16 protein-coding genes are annotated in these 17,402 nt (G+C 71.5%); 2 read left to right on the top strand and 14 right to left on the bottom strand.

The window, feature by feature from the left end; all coding sequences use genetic code 11:
* Window positions 1–67: 67 nt before the first annotated feature.
* The 9 genes from pdxY to HJ588_RS03370 all read right to left on the bottom strand — a co-directional run bounded on the left by pdxY (window position 68) and on the right by HJ588_RS03370 (window position 7,766).
* Entirely contained in the window at window positions 68–916 is an 849-nt protein-coding gene (pdxY, locus tag HJ588_RS03330) for a pyridoxal kinase PdxY (RefSeq protein ID WP_171155327.1), read from the bottom strand.
* A 34-nt stretch (window positions 917–950) separates the two neighbouring features.
* Window positions 951–1,277 carry a rhodanese-like domain-containing protein gene (locus tag HJ588_RS03335; protein ID WP_171151919.1) on the bottom strand — a complete coding sequence of 109 codons (327 nt, stop codon included), beginning with the start codon at window positions 1,275–1,277 and terminating at the stop codon, window positions 951–953.
* Window positions 1,278–1,302: 25 nt separating this feature from the next.
* Window positions 1,303–2,157, bottom strand: coding sequence for a DNA-formamidopyrimidine glycosylase family protein (locus tag HJ588_RS03340; protein WP_171151921.1), 855 nt, complete (start codon window positions 2,155–2,157; stop codon window positions 1,303–1,305).
* Entirely contained in the window at window positions 2,150–3,211 is a 1,062-nt protein-coding gene (locus tag HJ588_RS03345) for an App1 family protein phosphatidate phosphatase (RefSeq protein WP_171151923.1), read from the bottom strand. The genes HJ588_RS03340 and HJ588_RS03345 overlap by 8 nt, the downstream gene beginning before the upstream one ends.
* A 69-nt stretch (window positions 3,212–3,280) precedes the next feature.
* On the bottom strand, window positions 3,281–3,724 hold the full coding sequence (locus HJ588_RS03350; protein WP_171151925.1) for a MarR family winged helix-turn-helix transcriptional regulator: 444 nt from the start codon (window positions 3,722–3,724) through the stop codon (window positions 3,281–3,283).
* 57 nt (window positions 3,725–3,781) lie between these two features.
* Entirely contained in the window at window positions 3,782–5,266 is a 1,485-nt protein-coding gene (locus HJ588_RS03355; protein ID WP_171151928.1) for a long-chain-fatty-acid--CoA ligase, read from the bottom strand.
* Window positions 5,267–5,331: 65 nt separating this feature from the next.
* Window positions 5,332–5,904, bottom strand: coding sequence for an RNA 2',3'-cyclic phosphodiesterase (gene thpR, locus HJ588_RS03360; RefSeq protein ID WP_171151930.1), 573 nt, complete (start codon window positions 5,902–5,904; stop codon window positions 5,332–5,334).
* A gap of 27 nt (window positions 5,905–5,931) precedes the next feature.
* Window positions 5,932–6,825: an N-acetylmuramic acid 6-phosphate etherase gene (murQ, locus tag HJ588_RS03365; RefSeq protein ID WP_171151932.1), complete on the bottom strand. Its 894-nt coding sequence runs from the start codon at window positions 6,823–6,825 to the stop codon at window positions 5,932–5,934.
* Entirely contained in the window at window positions 6,822–7,766 is a 945-nt protein-coding gene (locus tag HJ588_RS03370; RefSeq protein WP_171151934.1) for a MurR/RpiR family transcriptional regulator, read from the bottom strand. Before HJ588_RS03370 ends, murQ begins: the two co-directional genes overlap by 4 nt.
* 135 nt (window positions 7,767–7,901) lie before the next feature.
* Between HJ588_RS03370 and HJ588_RS19235 the strand changes: the two genes are divergently transcribed.
* Both HJ588_RS19235 and HJ588_RS03380 read left to right on the top strand, forming a co-directional pair.
* Window positions 7,902–8,831, top strand: coding sequence for a hypothetical protein (locus HJ588_RS19235; RefSeq protein WP_171151935.1), 930 nt, complete (start codon window positions 7,902–7,904; stop codon window positions 8,829–8,831).
* Window positions 8,828–10,000 carry an anhydro-N-acetylmuramic acid kinase gene (locus tag HJ588_RS03380; protein WP_171151937.1) on the top strand — a complete coding sequence of 391 codons (1,173 nt, stop codon included), beginning with the start codon at window positions 8,828–8,830 and terminating at the stop codon, window positions 9,998–10,000. The genes HJ588_RS19235 and HJ588_RS03380 overlap by 4 nt, the downstream gene beginning before the upstream one ends.
* A 2-nt stretch (window positions 10,001–10,002) precedes the next feature.
* On the opposite strand, the gene HJ588_RS03385 is transcribed toward HJ588_RS03380, so the two are convergent.
* The 5 genes from HJ588_RS03385 to HJ588_RS18930 form a co-directional block, all read right to left on the bottom strand.
* Window positions 10,003–11,352, bottom strand: coding sequence for a hypothetical protein (locus tag HJ588_RS03385; protein WP_171151939.1), 1,350 nt, complete (start codon window positions 11,350–11,352; stop codon window positions 10,003–10,005).
* Window positions 11,352–12,002, bottom strand: coding sequence for an ABC transporter ATP-binding protein (locus HJ588_RS03390; protein WP_343036577.1), 651 nt, complete (start codon window positions 12,000–12,002; stop codon window positions 11,352–11,354). The genes HJ588_RS03385 and HJ588_RS03390 overlap by 1 nt, the downstream gene beginning before the upstream one ends.
* Entirely contained in the window at window positions 11,999–12,811 is an 813-nt protein-coding gene (locus tag HJ588_RS03395; protein WP_343036578.1) for a CPBP family intramembrane glutamic endopeptidase, read from the bottom strand. The genes HJ588_RS03390 and HJ588_RS03395 overlap by 4 nt, the downstream gene beginning before the upstream one ends.
* Window positions 12,812–13,042: 231 nt before the next feature.
* A complete protein-coding gene (locus HJ588_RS03400) occupies window positions 13,043–16,387 on the bottom strand; it encodes a sunset domain-containing protein (protein ID WP_171151942.1) in 3,345 nt (1,114 codons plus the stop codon).
* A 144-nt stretch (window positions 16,388–16,531) separates the two neighbouring features.
* A complete protein-coding gene (locus HJ588_RS18930) occupies window positions 16,532–17,350 on the bottom strand; it encodes an OmpA family protein (RefSeq protein WP_281358801.1) in 819 nt (272 codons plus the stop codon).
* Between the last annotated feature and the right edge of the window lie 52 nt (window positions 17,351–17,402).

Consider the following 17,402-nt stretch of genomic DNA (forward strand, 5'->3'; position numbering starts at 1 on the left):
TCAGTCGTCGAGGGAGCCGTCAGTCGGCGACAGCGGGGGGCGACAAGGGGACGCAGTAGCGCCCGCCTCAGCGCAGGCGGGTGACCTCGAACCGCCCCTGCGGGTGCGCGATCTCGTCCTGCGAGGCGATCAGCTGGATCTCGCGCGTGCCGGCGTCGTGGGTGCGCTCCATGATCGAGTAGACCGAATCCGCAGTGTCGGCAAGCGCTTTCGCCGGCTCCTCGCGCAGCCAGTGCGCCAGGAAGATCGCGGCGGTCGCGTCGCCGGCGCCGGAGACATACATCGGCAGCAGCGGCGTCGTCACCATCCACGCGCCGGCGTCGGTGACGACCGCGAGTTGCACTGAGTCCGCTGGGGTTTGGTCGGTCTGCACCGACGTGACCAGCACCGTGCGCGGCCCGCGCTCGCGCAGCGCGTCGGCCGACTCCAGCAGGTCGGCGACCGTGTGCACCTCGCGGCCGGTCAGGAAGTCCAGCTCGAACTGGTTCGGCGTCACGATGTCCGCCGCGGGAATCACCTTGTCCCGCATGAATTCCGGGATGCCCGGTCGCACGAAGAAGCCGCGACCGACGTCGCCCATCACCGGGTCCGCGCAATAGATCGCCTTCGGATTGGCCGCCTTGACCCGGGCCACGGCGTCGAGGATCACCTCACCGACCCGCTCGCCGCCCTGGTAGCCGGACAGCACCGCGTCGCACTCGCCGAGCACGCCCCGCTCGTCGATGCCGGTGATGACGTCGGCGATCGTCTCGGGGTCGAAGACCGGGCCGCGCCACTCGCCATACCCGGTGTGGTTGGAGAAGTGGACGGTGTAGACCGGCCACACCTCGTAGCCGAGCCGCTGCAGCGGGAAGACCGCCGAGCTGTTGCCCGCATGCCCGTAGGCCACCGACGACTGGATCGACAGGATGTTCAGCACCAGCGCAGTGTATGGCGGCAGCCGCCCCCGGTCAGATGACCTGCGCGTCCCCGGCCTCGGACGTGAGCGGCTTGCCCGCCGCAGCCCACTGCTTCATGCCGCCCTCGACGTTGACCACGTCGAAGCCCTGCTGCGCGAGCCAGGCGACCGCGCGGCCGGATCGGCCGCCGCTGCGGCAGACGATCGGCAACGGGTGCGCCTCGTCCGCCTCGGGCAGCTCGCCGAGGCGAGCAGGCAGATCACCGAGCGGGATGTGGACCGCGGTCGGCGCGTGGCCGGCGTCCCACTCGTCCTGCTCGCGCACGTCCAGCAGGACCGCGTCGTCGGGCAGTTGTTCCGGAGTCGTCGCGTTGCTCATGCCACCATCCTCGCCGAGAGCGAAATCATTTCAGCAGCCGGGACATCCGGCGGTCGGCGAGCGGCTTGCCGCCGGTCTGGCAGGTCGCGCAATACTGCATCGACCGGTTCGCGAAGGACACCTCGCGGATCACGTCGCCGCACACCGGGCACGCCTCGCCGGTGCGGCCATGCACCCGCATGCCGGCGCGCTTGGCGTCCTTCAGGTCCTTCGCCGGCTTGCCCGACGCGGCTGCGATCGCCTCGGTGAGGATGTCGCGCATGGCGTCATACAGCCGGGTCACTTGCTCCTCGTCCAGCGACGCCGCCGCCGCGTATGGCGCGAGTTTCGCCGCGTGCAGCACCTCGTCGGAGTAGGCGTTGCCCACCCCGGCCAGCACCGACTGGTCGCGCAGGAGTCCTTTGATCTGCGTCCGTCGCCCGGCGAGCAGTGCGGCGAAGTCGTCGCGACTGATCTCGAGCGGGTCCGGCCCGAGCGAGGCGATGCCGGGCACCTGCTGCGGATCGGTCACCAGGTAGACCGCGAGCCGCTTCTGCGTGCCGGCCTCGGTCAGGTCGAAGCCGGAGTCGTCGGCAAACCTGCAGCGCAACGCGATCGGCGACTTGCCGGGCCGCAGCACGGTCTGCGGGAGCTTGTCCGACCAGCGCAGCCAGCCGGCGCGGGACAGGTGGAAGACCAGGTGGATGCCGTCGACATCGATGTCGACGAACTTGCCGTGCCGGGTGACGTCGGTGACGCTCAGCCCACCGAGCGCCTGCGGCGCCGGGTCGTAGGTCTTCAGCACCGAGAACGACCCCAGCTCCACGGACGCGACCGGCAGGTCGATGATCCGCGAGCGGAGGACGTCGACAAGACCCTGCACCTCGGGCATCTCAGGCATCGGCGCTCTTCACCTCTTCGGGCTCGATCGGGTTGCCGGCCAACACTTTTCGCACCAGCCGGTGCAGTGTGAAGCCGTCCGGGCCCTCGCAGACCATCACCTGCACCTGCCGCCCGCGGAACTCGTCACGGGCGAGCGGGTGGCCGTGCGACAGCACCTGCTGGGTCGGGGTCAGCTGGCGGATCGCGATGCAGGCGACATGCTCGGGGTGCTCGACCGCGAAGTCCTCGTAGATCACCGGGTCGTGCTGCCCGTCGTCGCCGACCAGCAGCCACCGGATGTTGGGGAACTCCTCGGCGAGCCGCCGCAGCGTCGACTCCTTGTGCGCGCGCCCACTGCGGAACGCGCGATCCTCCGTCGGGCCCCAGTCGGTCAGCAGCATCGGGCCGGCCGGGAAGCCGTGGCGCCGGAAGAAGCGGGTCAGGATCGGCTGGGTGTTCCAGGCGCCGGTCGACAGGTAGATGATCGGGGCACCCGGCTCCCCGGCGAGCAGCGAGCGGAACATCGCCGGCATGCCGGGCACCACCTTGCGGGCGGTCTCCTCCAGCACGAACGTGTTCCACGCGGCGATCATCGGCCGCGGCAGCGCGGTGATCAGGCAGGTGTCGTCGATGTCGCTGACGATCCCGAAGGTCGCGTCCGGGGAGATGATCTGCACCGGCGCCTCGGCCTGCACGTCGCCCACGCCGATGGTCGCGGTGTGCCAGCCGGGCGCGAAGCCGTGGTCGCGCACGTCGACGTCGAGATAGCCGCCGCGGTCGGTCCTCGCCTGCACGGTCGCCGCCCCGCACCTGATCTCGACGTCCACCTCGGGCTGCGGCGCGGAGAAGAAGACCTTGAAGCCGCGCCGGGCCTTGGCCTCCTCGGCGGTCGGGGCCGTCGCGGGCTGCCCGTCGCGGGCGAGCACCACCCGGGCCATGATGCGGGCGAAGCCGACCCCGCCATACCCGGTGAAGGGCATCACCTGCAGCTGCCACCCGCGCTTGCGCAACCGGCGCGCCACGACGGCGTTGAGCGCGTCCTCGGCGCGTGAGGCGGGGTGCGGCTTGGCCATAACCGCCAGACTAGGGCGCGCCGGTGAGAGTCCGGCCGAAGGAGGACAAAACGACTCCGCGCCCGTCGCTCACTCCTGCGGACGTTCGCTCGTGTCGACCACGCGCAGGATGATCTCGGTGGCGCTGCGCAGCGCCGCCCGCTCCTCCGGCGAGAGCCGCTCCAGCTCCGGCGCGAGCGCCCGGGCCCGCGAGGCGCGCAGGCTGGCGAGCATCTGACGGCCTTCGTCGGTCAGCTCGATCAGCGCGACGCGGGCGTCCTTGGAGTCGGTGGATCGCCTTGCCCAGCCTGCGGATTCGACTCGCTGCACCTGAGTGGTCATCGTCGGCTGGCTGCAGTGGTCGGCGACCGCCAGCTCGCCGATGCGGGCCGGTCCGAGGTCGTCGATCAGCGACAGCAGACGCCCCTGGGCCGGCGGGATGCTCAACTCGGCGTGCCGGGTGGCCCAGCGGTTGAGGCGCGCGACCGCTCCGAGCAGTCGCGAGCCGGTCTCATTGACGGAGGTGTCGTTCATGGCCGAATGTTACATAGTTTATCTATGTGCCGTCAACTCTCGGGTGGCGCTGCGCCGTCAGCTCTGCGTCGTGCGCAGCTCGCGCTTGAGAATCTTGCCCGTCGCGCCCTTGGGCAACGCCTCGATGAAGGTGATGGTGCGCGGATACTTGTAGGCCGCGACGCGTTCCTTCACCCAGTCGGTCAACGTGTCAGCCTCGAGATTCGATCCCGGCGCGCGGACCACGTATGCCGCAACCTCCTCGCCGTAGTGCTCGTGGGGTATGCCGATGACCGCGGCCTCGACGACCTCGGGGTGCTCGTAGAGGACTTCCTCGACCTCACGCGGGTAGACGTTGTAGCCGCCGCGGATGATCATGTCCTTGGCCCGGTCGACGATGAAGAAGTAGCCGTCGTCGTCCTTGGTGGCGAGGTCACCGGAGAAGAACCAGCCGTCCCGGATCGCCTCGGCCGTCGCCTCCGGCTTGTTCCAATAGCCCTTCATGATCAGGTCGCCCTTGATGGCGATCTCGCCGACCTCGCCCTCCGGGGTGTCGGAGCCGTCCCGCTCGGCGAGCCGCATCTGGACCCCCTTGAGCGGCACACCGATCGAGCCCACCTTGCGCGGGCGGTCGGGCAGGTTGAAGGACGCGACCGGCGAGGTCTCGGACAGCCCGTAGCCCTCGAGGATCTTGGCGCCGAAGCGCTCCTCGAACTGCCGCATGACCTCACCGGGCAGCGCCGCGCCGCCCGAGCAGCAGGTGCGCAGGGACGCCAGGTCGATCTCGCCGTCGCCGGCGGCCGTCAGCATCGCGTTGTACATCGTCGGGACGCCCTGGAAGATCGTCGCCTTGTCGCGCTGCATGACCTCCAGCACCTTGGCCGGGTCGAAGCGCGGCACCAGCGTGAGCGTCGCGCCGCTCAGCACGCCGGCGTTGAGACCGCAGGTCAGCCCGAAAACGTGAAAGAGCGGCAGGCAGCCCATGATCACGTCGCCCGGCTCGGTGCCGATCAGCTGGTCGACGACCATGTGGCAGTTGTCGTCGAGGTTGTGGTGGGTGAGCTCGGCACCCTTCGGCCGGCCGGTCGTGCCGGAGGTGTAGAGGATGACCGCGGTGTCGTCGGGGGCACGGTCGACCGGCTCCGGGAGCGGGTCGGCGTCACCGACGAGCGCCGCCGGGTTGGCCGGGTCGACCACCTCGAAGTCGACACCTGCCTCCTGCGCGCCGGCCTCGCCGTCGCCCGCCATGCCGAACATGATCGACGCACCGGAGTCGGACAGGTAGTACTCGATCTCCCGCGGCTTGAACAACGGGTTCATCGGTATGACGGTGGCCCCGGCCCAGAGCGCCCCGTAGAAGATCACCGGGAACGTCGGCAGGTTGGGCTGCGACAGCGCGACCCGGTCACCCGGCTTGATGCCGCGCGCGACCAGCTTGCCCGCGAACTTCGCTGCGGCGTCGCGCAACTGGGCATAGGTCAGCTCGAAGTCGTCGAGTTTGATCGCGACCGCGTCGGGGTGCTTCTCCGCGGTCGCTGCAAGGTTGGCCGCCAGATTCGTCATGGCCAAACTGTAAGCGGGATCACTGCGCGGTGGGAGGGCCTTGGGTGAAGTCTGTTACCCGCCGGTCAGTCGGTCCGGTCACCGAGCAGCGGGAAGCGCTCGACGATCTCGTAGCGTGGCCGGCCGCGCGGGCCTTCGCCGAGGTGCGACTCGATCAGCGCGAAATCCGTTGCCTGCCAGGGGCTCCCGTCATACGTGCTGAGGACGTCGAGCCAATCGAGTTGCTGGCCGGGGCGTTTCAGCCGGCTGACGGTCAGGTGCGGGCGAAAGTCCTTGCCGTCCGGGGGCGCACCCGCATGCGCCGCGGTGCGGCGCACGTTGGTCGACAACCGGTGCAGCTCCTCCCGGTCCGCGGCCGATGCGGCGATGTCCAGCCAGAGCACCTTGGCCTGCACCGGGTCCGGGAAGGCACCGGCCCCGTGCAACCGCAACGTCATCGGCGACCGCCGTCGCCCGGCCGCGCGGAGTCCGTCGAGCAGTTCGTCGAGGCGGGCGTCGTTGACCTGCGCCAGGAAGGCCAGCGTGATGTGCCACTGCTCGGGGTCGATCCACGGATGCTCGGCACGGGGCTGCAGGAACTCCGCGAGATCTTCCTTGACCGGCTCGGGCGGCAGCACGGCCGCAAACATGCGCGTCATCGGACTGGCAATGATAGGCGGCCGCTCTCACGGCTGTATGGCGCTCGACACGCTCCCGCGACCGCGACGCAACAACTCGCCGGCCTCGTCCTGACCGACTCCGGCGAGCAGCATCACGATCGCGACCTTGGTGCGGCCACCCGCGGCGTCCAGCGCGCGCGCCGCGGTGTCGTCGTCCACGTCGGTCGCCGCGGCCACCATGCGACGCGCGCGGTCGACGAGCTTGGCGTTGGTGGGCCGCATGTCGACCATGAGGTTGCCGTAGGCCTTGCCGATGCGCACCATCGCCGCGGTCGACAGCATGTTGCAGACCATCTTCTGCGCAGTGCCGGCCTTCAGCCGGGTCGATCCGGTGAGCACCTCCGGCCCGGTCGGCACCTCGATCGCGACCCGCGCCTCGCGGCCGATCGCGGATCCCGGATTGCAGGCAACCGCAACGGTGTGCGCGCCGAGCTCGCGGGCGCGCCGCAGTCCGGCGACCACATAGGGAGTGCGGCCGCTCGCCGCGAGCCCGACGACGGTGTCGCGCGGCCCGACGGCCAGTCGCTCCAGATCGCGTATGGCGGCATCGGTGTCGTCCTCGGCACCCTCGACCGCCTGGACGAACGCCCCGTCCCCGCCGGCGAGCAACGCGGTCACCTGCCCGGGATCGGTGTCGAAGGTCGGCGGGCACTCGACGGCGTCGAGCAGTCCGAGGCGGCCGCTGGTGCCGGCGCCGAGATAGATCAGCCGTCCGCCTTCGCGCAGCGAATCAGCGATCAGCTCAACGGCTTTGGCGATCTCCGGGAGCATCGTGCGCACGGCGGCCGCGACGGTGCCGTCCTCGTCGTTCATCAGCTCGAGCACCTCGTGGGTGCTCATCAGGTCCATGCCGGCGCTGCGCGGGTTGCGTGTCTCGGTGCCCAGATCACCGATGTTCACGAGCGAGTTTCCTTGGAGTTGCGCCCTTTTCGAGTGCGTTGCGGCTGACGGCGTCCGCTGACCGCCTGATGGGTGCGGGCGAGCGCCTCGGTCGCGTCGTCCAGCGCCGTGCGGGCGACGCCGACGAAGAGGAAGTCGACCAGCGCCAGCTGCGCGGTGCGACTGGCGAGCGCGCCAGACCGGAAGCTCGTCTCACGGGCCGCGGTGGTCAGCACGATGTCGGCGTGATCGACGATCGGCGACGTCGCGAAGTTGGTCAGCGCGATCGTCGTGGCACCCGCCTCCTTCGCCGCCGCGAGCGTCTCGACGACGTCCGTCGTGCTCCCCGAGTGCGAGATGCCGATCGCGACGTCATGCTCGCCGAGCAGCACCGCAGCGGTCATCGCCGCGTGAAACTCGTTCCAGGCGAAGGCAATGCGGCCGATGCGGTGCAGCTTGTAACGCAGGTCCTCGGCGACCATGCCGCTCGCCCCGACGCCGAAGACGTCGACCCGGCCGGCACCCGCCACCGCCTGGATCGCCGCGTCCAGCGCCGCGAGATCGAGGTGCTCGGCCGTCTCCTGCAGCGCGCGCACCTCATGGTGCACGATCGTGGCGACGATGTCCTCGGTGGTCGCCGCCTCGTCGAGGTCGGCCGGGGGCTGACGCCGCGGACCGCCGAGTGCCGACTCGCGGGCGGCCGCCCCGGCGAGCGCGAGCCGCAGCTGCGGATAGCCGCCGAAGCCGACGCTGTGGCTGAAGCGCGCCACGGTCGCCACGGAGGTCGAGGCGCTCTCGGCGAGGTCGGTGATCGACAGTTGCGCCGCGGCCGCAGGGTCGCGCAGCACGACCTCGGCGACGCGGTGCTCGGCCGGCTGCAACGACGGCATCGCGGCACGCATCCGCACCAGCACGTCACGCGTCGGATCCGCGGACGACGACTCGCGGGACTGGTCATCCATCGTGCGCCTCCCTCGGCTCTGCGGGGACAGATGTCGACCACTCACAGCTGTCAACGCGGCCACTCTAACCGTCGGATGAAAAGCAACCCACAGTATTGCGACACAAGGCGGAAACGATTCACATACCCTGTGCGCGTGATTCGGGTTCTCGCCGTCGAGGTCGCGCCGATGGCGAGCATCGGTCGCAGCTTCCAGGTGCCGCGTGCGCGGCCCGGCCCGCACGAGCTGCATCCGGCGCCCGGCACGCACGACCTCGACGGCGGCGGCGCGACGTCGTATGTCGCGGCGTCCCGCGTCGTCTCGGACGTTCTTCACCACCGGGACGCCGGGCACAGCGACGTGCTGGCGGTCGCCGCCCGCAGCCCGCTGGAGCCGGAGCGGACCGCGCAGCAGCTGGCGGAGGTGGCCCTCGACCGCGCCGAGGTCGTCGTCGCGGCGTCCGCGGTGGCGGCCCACGCCGGTGCGCTGGCGGGCCGCCCCGGCGCCCTGCTGGTGGCCGGTGCCGGCGCGATCGGGGTCGGCGTCGACGCAGACGGCGGGCTCAAGCTGCGCGACGGCCGTGGTCCGGCGACCGGCGACCTGGGCAGCGCGCACTGGATGGGCCGCCAGGGCCTGCTGCTCGCGATGACCCACGGCGGCGCGCTGGCCGACGCGGCGCAGGCCCGCTTCGGCGAGGAGTGGGAGGGCCTGGCGACCGAGGAGGGCCCGGAGGTGACCGCGCAACGCGTGGACTTCGCATCCGACATCGCCGCAGCCGCGGCGGCCGGCAGTGGAGAGGCCTATCACGTCGTCAGGTCGGCGGCCGCGTTGCTCGGACGGACCCTCGCGGACGCGTCGGTCACCCTCGACCTCGCCGAGGTGCCGTGCGCCATCCGCGGGCGCCTGACCTCCCTCGGACCGACCTTCGTGCGCCAGATCCTCTCCGCCGCAACGTCACTCGACCCGCGACTGCGGCTGGTCGACCCGGAGGGCGACACCCTCGCCGGTGCCGCGCGACTGGCAATCGACCGCTCCACCCCGCACGAGGCCCACGTGGTGCGGCTGCCCGATCGAGCGGCCTCGTGATCGTCGCCGGCGCGATCTCTGGCACCTCGGTCGACGGGATCGACGTCGCAGTGGGCGAATTCGCCGGTGCGGCCGACGGTCGGCTGACCCTGCGCCCACTGGGTGCGCGCACCTTCGACTGGTCGCCGCAGGTGCGGCGCGAGCTGCTCGAGCTGCTGCCACCGGCGGCCACGACCGTCGAGCAGGTATGCCGCCTCGACGTCCTCACCGGCCGCGAGATCGCCGATGCGGTGGCCAGCGCCATCCACGAATTCGCCGGCGGGTCAGCCGATCTCGTGGTCAGCCATGGGCAAACGGTCTTTCACTGGGTGGAGGACGGCCGCGCGCAGGGCGGCCTGCAGCTCGGCCAGCCGGCAGCCATCGTCGAGCGCACCGGTCTGCCCGTGGTCAGCGACGTGCGCAGCCGCGACATCGCCGCGGGCGGTCAGGGTGCGCCGCTCGCGGGCACCCTCGACGTGCTGCTGCTCCAGGCGATGAGCCCCGTCATACCTCGTGCGCTGCTCAACCTCGGGGGCATTGCCAACGTCACCGTCACCGGCGGCGACGGCCCGCTCGCGTTCGACACCGGACCCGCCAACTGCCTGATCGACGCGGCGATCGCGACCGCCACCCGCTCCGAGCAGTCGTATGACGCAGGCGGTCGCCTGGCCGCTACCGGGAGCGTCGACCAGCCGCTGCTGGATCGGCTGCTCGCCGAGCCCTACTACCGGCTGACGCCTCCGAAATCCACTGGGCGAGAGCTGTTTTCGCGTGACTATGTCCCATCCGACACTGGGCTGAGCCTGCCGGACCTGATCGCGACCCTCACCGAGCTCACCGCGGTCACGGTCGCCGACACGCTCCGGCCGCACGGCGTTCGCGAGGTCTATGCCTCCGGGGGCGGCGTGCACAACCCGGCGCTCATGCGCCGGTTGCGACACCATCTCGGTGCGGCCGCGTTGCTCACCAGCGACCGGCTGGGTCTGCCGGTCGACGCGAAGGAGGGCTACCTGATGGCGCTGCTGGGCTACCTCACCTGGCACGGCATCCCCGGCGTGCTGAGCGGCGGGGACGGCGTCCTGACCGGCGCCGGCCGGCCGCGGGTGCTCGGCCGGATCAGCCCTGGTGACGCCCCGCTGCGCCTGCCCGAGCCGGGGGTTCGCCCGCTCGGGCTGCGCGTCGTGCGCTGAGGTCAGTCCACCCTTGCCGGCGCGAAACGCGCTGCGGCGCGGGCATATCCGATGGCGAGCAGCAACAGTCCGGCGAGGACCGCGGTGCTCGCACCGAGCGTCATGCCGAAGCCCGCGGCGAGCGCCAGGATCGCCGGGTGCATCGCCCACAGCGCGCCGGCACCGCGCCCCGGCCCGGTGAGCAGGAGTCCTCCGGAGAGCGGCTCCTTGTGGGCGTAGAGCAGTTGGCTGCCGGCGAGCGCGGCCGCCACCGCCACGCCGTATGCCGCAGCGGCCGCCCCGACGCCGGTCGCCAGGCCGGCAGCGGTCACTGCGACGCACTGCACCACCGCGAGCGGCACCAGGTGCAGGACCGCCTCGTGCTGCCACGGCAGTCCGAGCAGCGACGGCTCGCCGACCGAGGCCGCCTGGTGCTGCAGGCCGCGGGTGAGGCCGGTCGCAGCGAGATGCGCGACCAGGACGAGGACCGGCAGGACGAGAGGCGAGTCGGCAGCAAGGACCGCGTGCGATCCGAGCACCAGCAACGCGGCGAGCTCGGCGAGCGTCCACGCCACGACCGACCAGCCACTGCGCAGCAGACCGGTCAGGTCGGCCAGGACCACGGTCGCCCAGCGTCCGGCTGTCGGGATGCGAGCAGGCTTGCGGCGTAACGCGATCGGGAAGGCCTGCGCCCGCGCGCGCCGCGTGTCGGCGATCAGCAGCGACGAGGTGACCGCCTCCGAGAGGAGCGACTGACGCAGCAGCAGCGCCGCGGGAAGCGCCTCGATCAATGACCCGGACGAGGCACGCAGGCTGGGCACCTGCCCGAAGGCCTGGCCGCGCAGCCATGCCTGCACGATGGCGACGCCGCCGACGATGCCGAGCAGCACACCGGCCGCCAGCGACCACCCCGGTCCGCCGCTCAGCGCGAGACCGGCGGGCACCGCCACCCCCAGGCAGACGCAGCTGACGAGCACCACCAATTGCGCGCCGCGCCAGGCGTCCCGCAGGGTGAGGCGCCGTGGCAGGTCGGTGGCGACGACGAGCTCGATGTGGCCGGGTTCGGGCAGCACCGGGCCGCGCGTGCGGCCGACGCGAAAGGCGATCGCGGCCGCCGCCACGATCAGCGCGAGGATGACGCCGATCGACGCGGCAGGCCGGTGCTCGACCCAGCGGGCGACGCCGGGCCACTGGTCGAAGACGTAGTGCGCCAGCACCGACCCGTAGACGATCCCGAGCAGTCCGGCCAGGTAAGCGCCGAACAGCGCCCCCGACAGTGGGCCGCCCTCTCCGTGGAAGCGCAATTCGTAGGCGTCCGAGAGGCGTTCGCGCTCCTCGGGGGTGCCGAGTCCAGCCCTGGACCGGGAGGGCATCACTGCGCGCCCGGGAAGTGCACGGTGCGTGTGGCGGTCGCCTCCGCGAGCGCCCGGTCGTGGCAGGCCCAGACCACCGAGGCACCGGTCGCGACCCGCTCGCGCAGCACCTCACCGAGCAGCGCGCGCCGTCCCTCGTCGAGACGTTGCTCGGGTTCGTCGAGCACGAGCAACGCCGACGGCCGCAACAGCACCATCGACAGCTCCACGAGTTGCCGCTGACCGGAGGACAGTTCGGCGAGGAAGCGGTTGCCGAAGCGCATGATGTCGAGGCGTTCGAGCACGGTGGCGATGCGCTCACCCGCGCCGTCCCGGTCGCCGCCCCAGGTCTGGTCGATCAGGATGAGGTGGTCGGCGACGGTGAGGTCCCGGTAGCCGGCGACGGGACCGATGAGCGGGGCGATGACGCGTCGGGTGGCCGGGTCGCGCTCGTCGATCGGCCGGCCGTCGAGGGTGATGGAGCCCGCGCTCGGTGTGAGGTTGCCGGTCAGCACCCGCAGGAAGGTGGTCTTGCCGCTGCCGTTCTCACCGGTGATGACGACGTTCTCGGCCGGCGCGACGGTCATGGACGTGGGCGGCAGCATCGTGACCTCGCCGCGGCGGCAGGTCACCTCGTCGGCCGAGATCTGCTGGAAGCCGGGGGTGTTCACGACAGCCAGCCGACGTGATCGTGCAACAGCGCATAGCCCACGAATGCGACGATATCGAGGATCGCGTGGGTGATGATCAGCGGCAGCACCCGCCGCGTGCGCAGGTAGACGGTGCCGAGGATCAGCCCCATCACGATGTTGCCGACGAAGCCGCCGAAGCCCTGATAGAGGTGGTAGCTGCCGCGGATGACGGCGGACACCACGATGATCACCGGCAACCGCCAGCGGGCCTGGGTCCACCGGGTGAAGAGGTAGCCGACCATCACGACTTCCTCGGCGATCGCGTTCTGGATCGCCGAGAGGATGAGGACCGGTGTCGTCCACCAGTATTCGCCGAGGTCGGTGGCGACGACGGTGGTGTTGAAGCCGAGGTCGCGGGCCACGACATACAGCACCAGGCCGGGGACGCCGATGACCGCGGCGAGTCCGGCGCCGAGCAGGAGATCGCGCCCCGGCATACGGCCGTCGACGCCGAGATAGCGCACCGGGGAAGGGATCTGGAGGCCGAGCAGGTAGATCGCGAGCAACGCCGGCACCAGGCCGAGTCCGATGTCGACGACCTGATAGGCGAGGTCGAGCCACGACTGCGTCGACTGGGTGGCGTTGAGGGTCGAGGTCTGCTGATTGAGCGCGGTGGTGGACTCCAGGCGCTTGATGATCGACAGGATCGAGTAGATCGCCGACGCGCCGAGCCCGACGAGCAGCACCAGCACGGTCTCGGTGTTGAGCGTGCGCGGTGACAGCCGCGTCGGCGGCACCTCGAGCGGGCCGCGCCACAGTCTGCGCAACTCGCTGATCACCGCCGGCACCGGGCCATTGAAACACCCCCGCCTACGAATGCCCACGGATCGCACGCGCCCTTCCCGCCCGTATGCCGAGTGGCGCCTCTCCGCCCCGAGTGATGTCGCACGCATCGAGTGACGTCGGTGCAAGGACGTCACTCGACGCGAGCGACGTCAGTCGGCGTGCGCGCACGGGTCGGACGACAAGCGAGCCCGCACCCCAGGTGGGATGCGGGCTCGCTGCGGTGAGCTCTGCGATCAGCGCTTGCGGTGATCCCAGTGCTTGAAGCCGGCCTGCTTGGCGGCGTCCTCGTCGACGAACCAGATCTCGGCGACCGTCGCCTGGTAGCTCGGGCTGTCGCTGGTGTGGAACAGCATCGAGTCGGCGTTGCCCTTGATCGTGTACTCCGCCGACGGTGCGCTGCCGTCCTCACGGGGCGAGGCGGCACCCTTGCCGAACTGCTCCTGGATCGGGTCCGGCTCGGCCGCCGCGGAGGCATCCGCCGGAGCCGGCGTCGCACCCTGAGCAGTCGAACCCTGAGCCGCCGAACCTTGGGCAGTCGAACCCTGAGCAGCCGACGAACCACCGTGCGAGGCATCGGGTTTCGTCTCCGACGCGCGCGAGGTGGCCGCGCCGGTCAGCCCAGCGGCTCCGGCGGCACCGGCTCCGGCAACGCCGGCAGCACCCGCTGCGCCGGCCGCCGGCCCGGCTGCCCCGGTCCGCCCTGCAGCGCCGCTGCCCTTGCCAGCAGCGTCGCCGGACGTGTCGACTGGCTGCGTCGTGTCGAAGTTCTCACCCGACTTCGACGGCCGGCGGTTGTGGTCCCAGCGCTTGAATCCGGCTGCGGTTGCTGCCTGCTCGTCGGTGAACCAGACCTCGGCACGCGTCGCCTTGTAGTAGGGCGAGTCCGCGGTGTGGAACAACATCGAGTCGGCGTTGCCCTTGACGGTGTAGCTGCCCGAGGGAGCGTCACCGCCGTCCTTCGGGGAAGCCGCGCCGAGGCCGTAGCGCTGCGCCATCGGGTCGGACACCGACGAGGACGAGCCGCGCGAGTCACCCGCGGCGCCCTGCGTGGTCGTGTCCGACTTCGCAGCGTCCGACTTCGCGGTCCCGGGCGTGGCGGCACCGGCGGTGTCGCTGTCCCGGCCGCCCGTGGCCGCGGCACCTGCCGCACCCGCGCCCGCAGCACCGGCCGCACCAGCGGCGAGCGGTGCGGCGGACCCGGAGCTGCCAGTCGTCGAGCCACCCGTCGAGCCACCGGTCGGGCCACCAGGCGCCCCGGCAGTCGGCGCGCCGGTCGTCCCGGTCGCGCGGCCGTCGGTCCCGGTCGTCCCGGTCGTCGAACTTCCCGCGACCGGCGCAGCGCCACCGTCGGCCGAACCGGCGGCCCTCTGCTTGTGGTTCCACGCCTTGAACCCGGCGGCCTCGGCCACCGTGACGTCCACGAACCACACCTCGGCGCGGGTCTGCCGGTAGGACGGCGAGGTCTCGTCGTGATAGAGCCCCGAGTCCTCGTTGCCCTTCACCGTGTATGACGAGTCCGGCCCCGCACCATCCGCCTTCGGCGACGCGGCACCCTTGCCGTACTTCGCGGTCAGCGGGTCGCCACCGGCCGCGGACGACCCGGCAGGACCGGAGCCATCGGCGCTGCCCGTGGTGCCGGTGCTACCCGTGCTACCCGTGGTGCCGGTGCCGGCAGTGCCGCTGGGGGCGCCGGCCTGCGGAGCAGCCGTCGTCGAAGCAGCTGCCTGCTGCGCGCGCGACGCCGGAGCACCCGCCGAACCGTCGGTCCTGGCCGCACCCGTGGTGCCGGCACCGCCGGAGTCCCGGCCCGCGACGAACGCCGCGCCGCCGACAGCGGCCGCACCGCCGGCCGCACCCGCGGCTGCCGCACCGGTGGAGCCACCCGTGCCGGCCGTGCCGCTCGTGCCGCTCGACGTGTGCGCCGGGCCGGCCGGGCCGGAGCCGGTCGTGCCGGCGCTGGTCGTGCCAGTGCCGGTCGTCCCTGCCGTGCCGGTCGTCCCGGAACTCGTCGTGCCCGGCGTACCGGTCGACGCAGGAGTGCCCGCCGTGCCGGTCGTCCCACTCACGGCTGTCCCGGCCCCGGTCGTCCCGGTCGTGCCGGTCGCCGAAGTGCCGGCAGTGCTCGCCCCACCGGACGGCGCACTCGTGCCGCGCGAGGCCGCGCCGCCGCGCTTGCTCCGGTCCCAGTGCGCGAAACCGGCTGCGGTTGCTGCGGCTTCGTCCTTGAACCAGACCTCGGGCTGGGTAGCTTCATAACGCGGGCTGTCCGGGGTGTGGAACAGCATCGAGTCGGCGTTGCCCTTGATCGCGTAACCGGCCGGCGCGCTGCCGTCGGCGGTCGGCGACGCGGCACCCGCACCAAAGCGGGCGGCCATCGGGTCGCCCCCGTCCGCGGCGGATCCGGCACCGGCGGCGCCGTCCTTGCCGCCCGACTTCTTGGCGACCTCGTAGCCGGCCACTGCACCGGCTCCGGCGACCGCACCGCCCGCGACGGCGGCACCCGCGCCGCTGCCGGCGCCACGCGTGCCGGACTGGTCAGACTTGTCGGACTTGTCAGTCTTGTCAGTTCCGTCGGACGTGTCCGTCCCGCCGGTCCTGTCCGTCCTGTCAGTCCCGCCGGTCTTATCGGCCGTGCCGGACGCCGGCGCTGTCGTGGACGCGTTGCCCGCCGCACCCGTCGTGCCGACCGCCGGCACCGCGGTGGTCGGCGCGTCGTGGCCGTCCGCGGCCGCACCGGTCTTCGGGTCGGTAGTGCGCGCCGTCGCCGGCGTCGCGGCGGCGCCGCCCACGGTGCCGACGTCCGACTTCTCGACGTCGGTGCGGGCGTTCTGCTTGTCCTCGTGGCGGTGCGCGGCAGCGGCGCCGGCAACCCCGGCCGCACCCGCGGCCGCTCCGGCGAGGCCGACCTTCGCGCCGGTGCTCAGGCCCTCGTCGTCCTTGCGGGCGAGCGCCGGGTCCGGCTTCTTGGCACCGGTCGCCGGCGCATCCGGCTCCGTCGCACGACCCGCGGGCTCGACCGCGCTGGTGCGCTCACTTGCGTCGGCGGTCTTCGACTCGGCAGCCTTCGCGTCGGTCGCCGTACGGTCGGCATCCCGGTCGCGCAGCCGCGCGTCGTCGTCGGCCTTGTCACGGTCGCGCTTGCCGGCCACTGCAGCGGCACCAGCACCGGCCGCAGCGGTGCCGGCCGCGGCTGCGCCGGCGACGTTCCCGCTCACCCCCGAACGGTCGCCCTTGGCCTCGGCGCTGTCGGCCTTGGCAGTGTCGACCTTCGACGTGTCGGCCCTGACGTCGCGCTTGTCAGCGTCGGCCTTCTTAGCGTCTGCCCTGTCAGCGTCGGCCTTGTCACGGTCCCGCTTGCCGGCGAGCGACGCGGCGCCGGCACCGACGGCGGCCGCGCCACCGGCAGCGGCGGCTCCGGTCGCCGCGGTCTTGCCACGTATGCCGCCGCTCTCGCCGCGGCGCTCACGCACCTCGACCTCACGGCTCACCTTGCGCACCACCAGGAACCAGGTGATGAGGAAACCCAGGATCAGGGCCAGCAGGATCCAGATCCACTCTTGCGTGAACAGCCAACCCATCAGGACCGACCTCCTTCGAGAACGTCCTTGAATGCGTCACGTTCATTGGGGAACAACAGATATGCGAGCAGCAGGGCAATCACCGCTCCGACCACGAATGCCACGAGCAACCAGATCCAGGTCTGGAAGAAAAGCCAACCCATTTCAGCCTCCCACCACGGTGATTTCGACGCGACGGTTCTGCGAACGCCCCGCCTCGGTGTTGTTGTCGCCGACCGGGTTCGCCGAGCCGTAACCCTTCGCGCTGAGGTTCGCCTTGTTGTCACCCTTGCCGACCAGGTAGTCGACGACGGACTGTGCGCGGCCCTGCGACAGGGTCTTGTTGAAGGCCTCGGCCCCGGTGTTGTCGGTGTAGCCGCCGACCTGGAACTTGGTGGTCGGGCAGCCCTTGATCAGCTCGGCGACCTTGTCCAGCGTCGGGTCGGTCGCGGTCTGCAGCTTGGTGGAGGCCGTCGCGAACTTCGGCTCGTTGCCCTTCAGCAGGGCGGTCAGGTCGGTGCCGAGCGTCGCGCACTTGTCGGCCGCGCTCGAGGACGCGCTCGGCGCCGGGCTCGACTCGGTGGCCGACGGCGACGTGGCGGAGGGAGCGGGAGCGGCTGCGGCGCCGCCGCCCTTCACGTCGGCGACCCGCACGCCGTCGACACCCTTGGCGAGGCTCTTGGCCTTCGCGGCGTCGGCTCCCGCCGGCAGCGTGATGGTGCCGTCCCGGCCGTCGAACTTCACACCCGCGTCGGACACCCCACCCGCCTTCAGCGCCTCGGTCGTGCGGCCCTTCAGGTCCTTTTCGATCGCGTTGTGCCGCACCAGACCGGTGATCAGCGCGAGCACTGCGGGTACGAGAATCAGGCCGAGCAACCAGGGCAGCCAGGCGGGTTTGCGCACCCGCTTGGTGATCGTCTCGCGACGAACGACAGCGCCGTCCCTGTCGCGACTTTGCGAGGTGTTGCCGTCAGCGGGGTCCATGCGGATCTCCTGTTCAGACAAAGGTGCAAGCCCAGCGGAAACTAGCCGCTTC

Source organism: Flexivirga aerilata, assembly GCF_013002715.1.
GTDB lineage: Bacteria > Actinomycetota > Actinomycetes > Actinomycetales > Dermatophilaceae > Flexivirga > Flexivirga aerilata.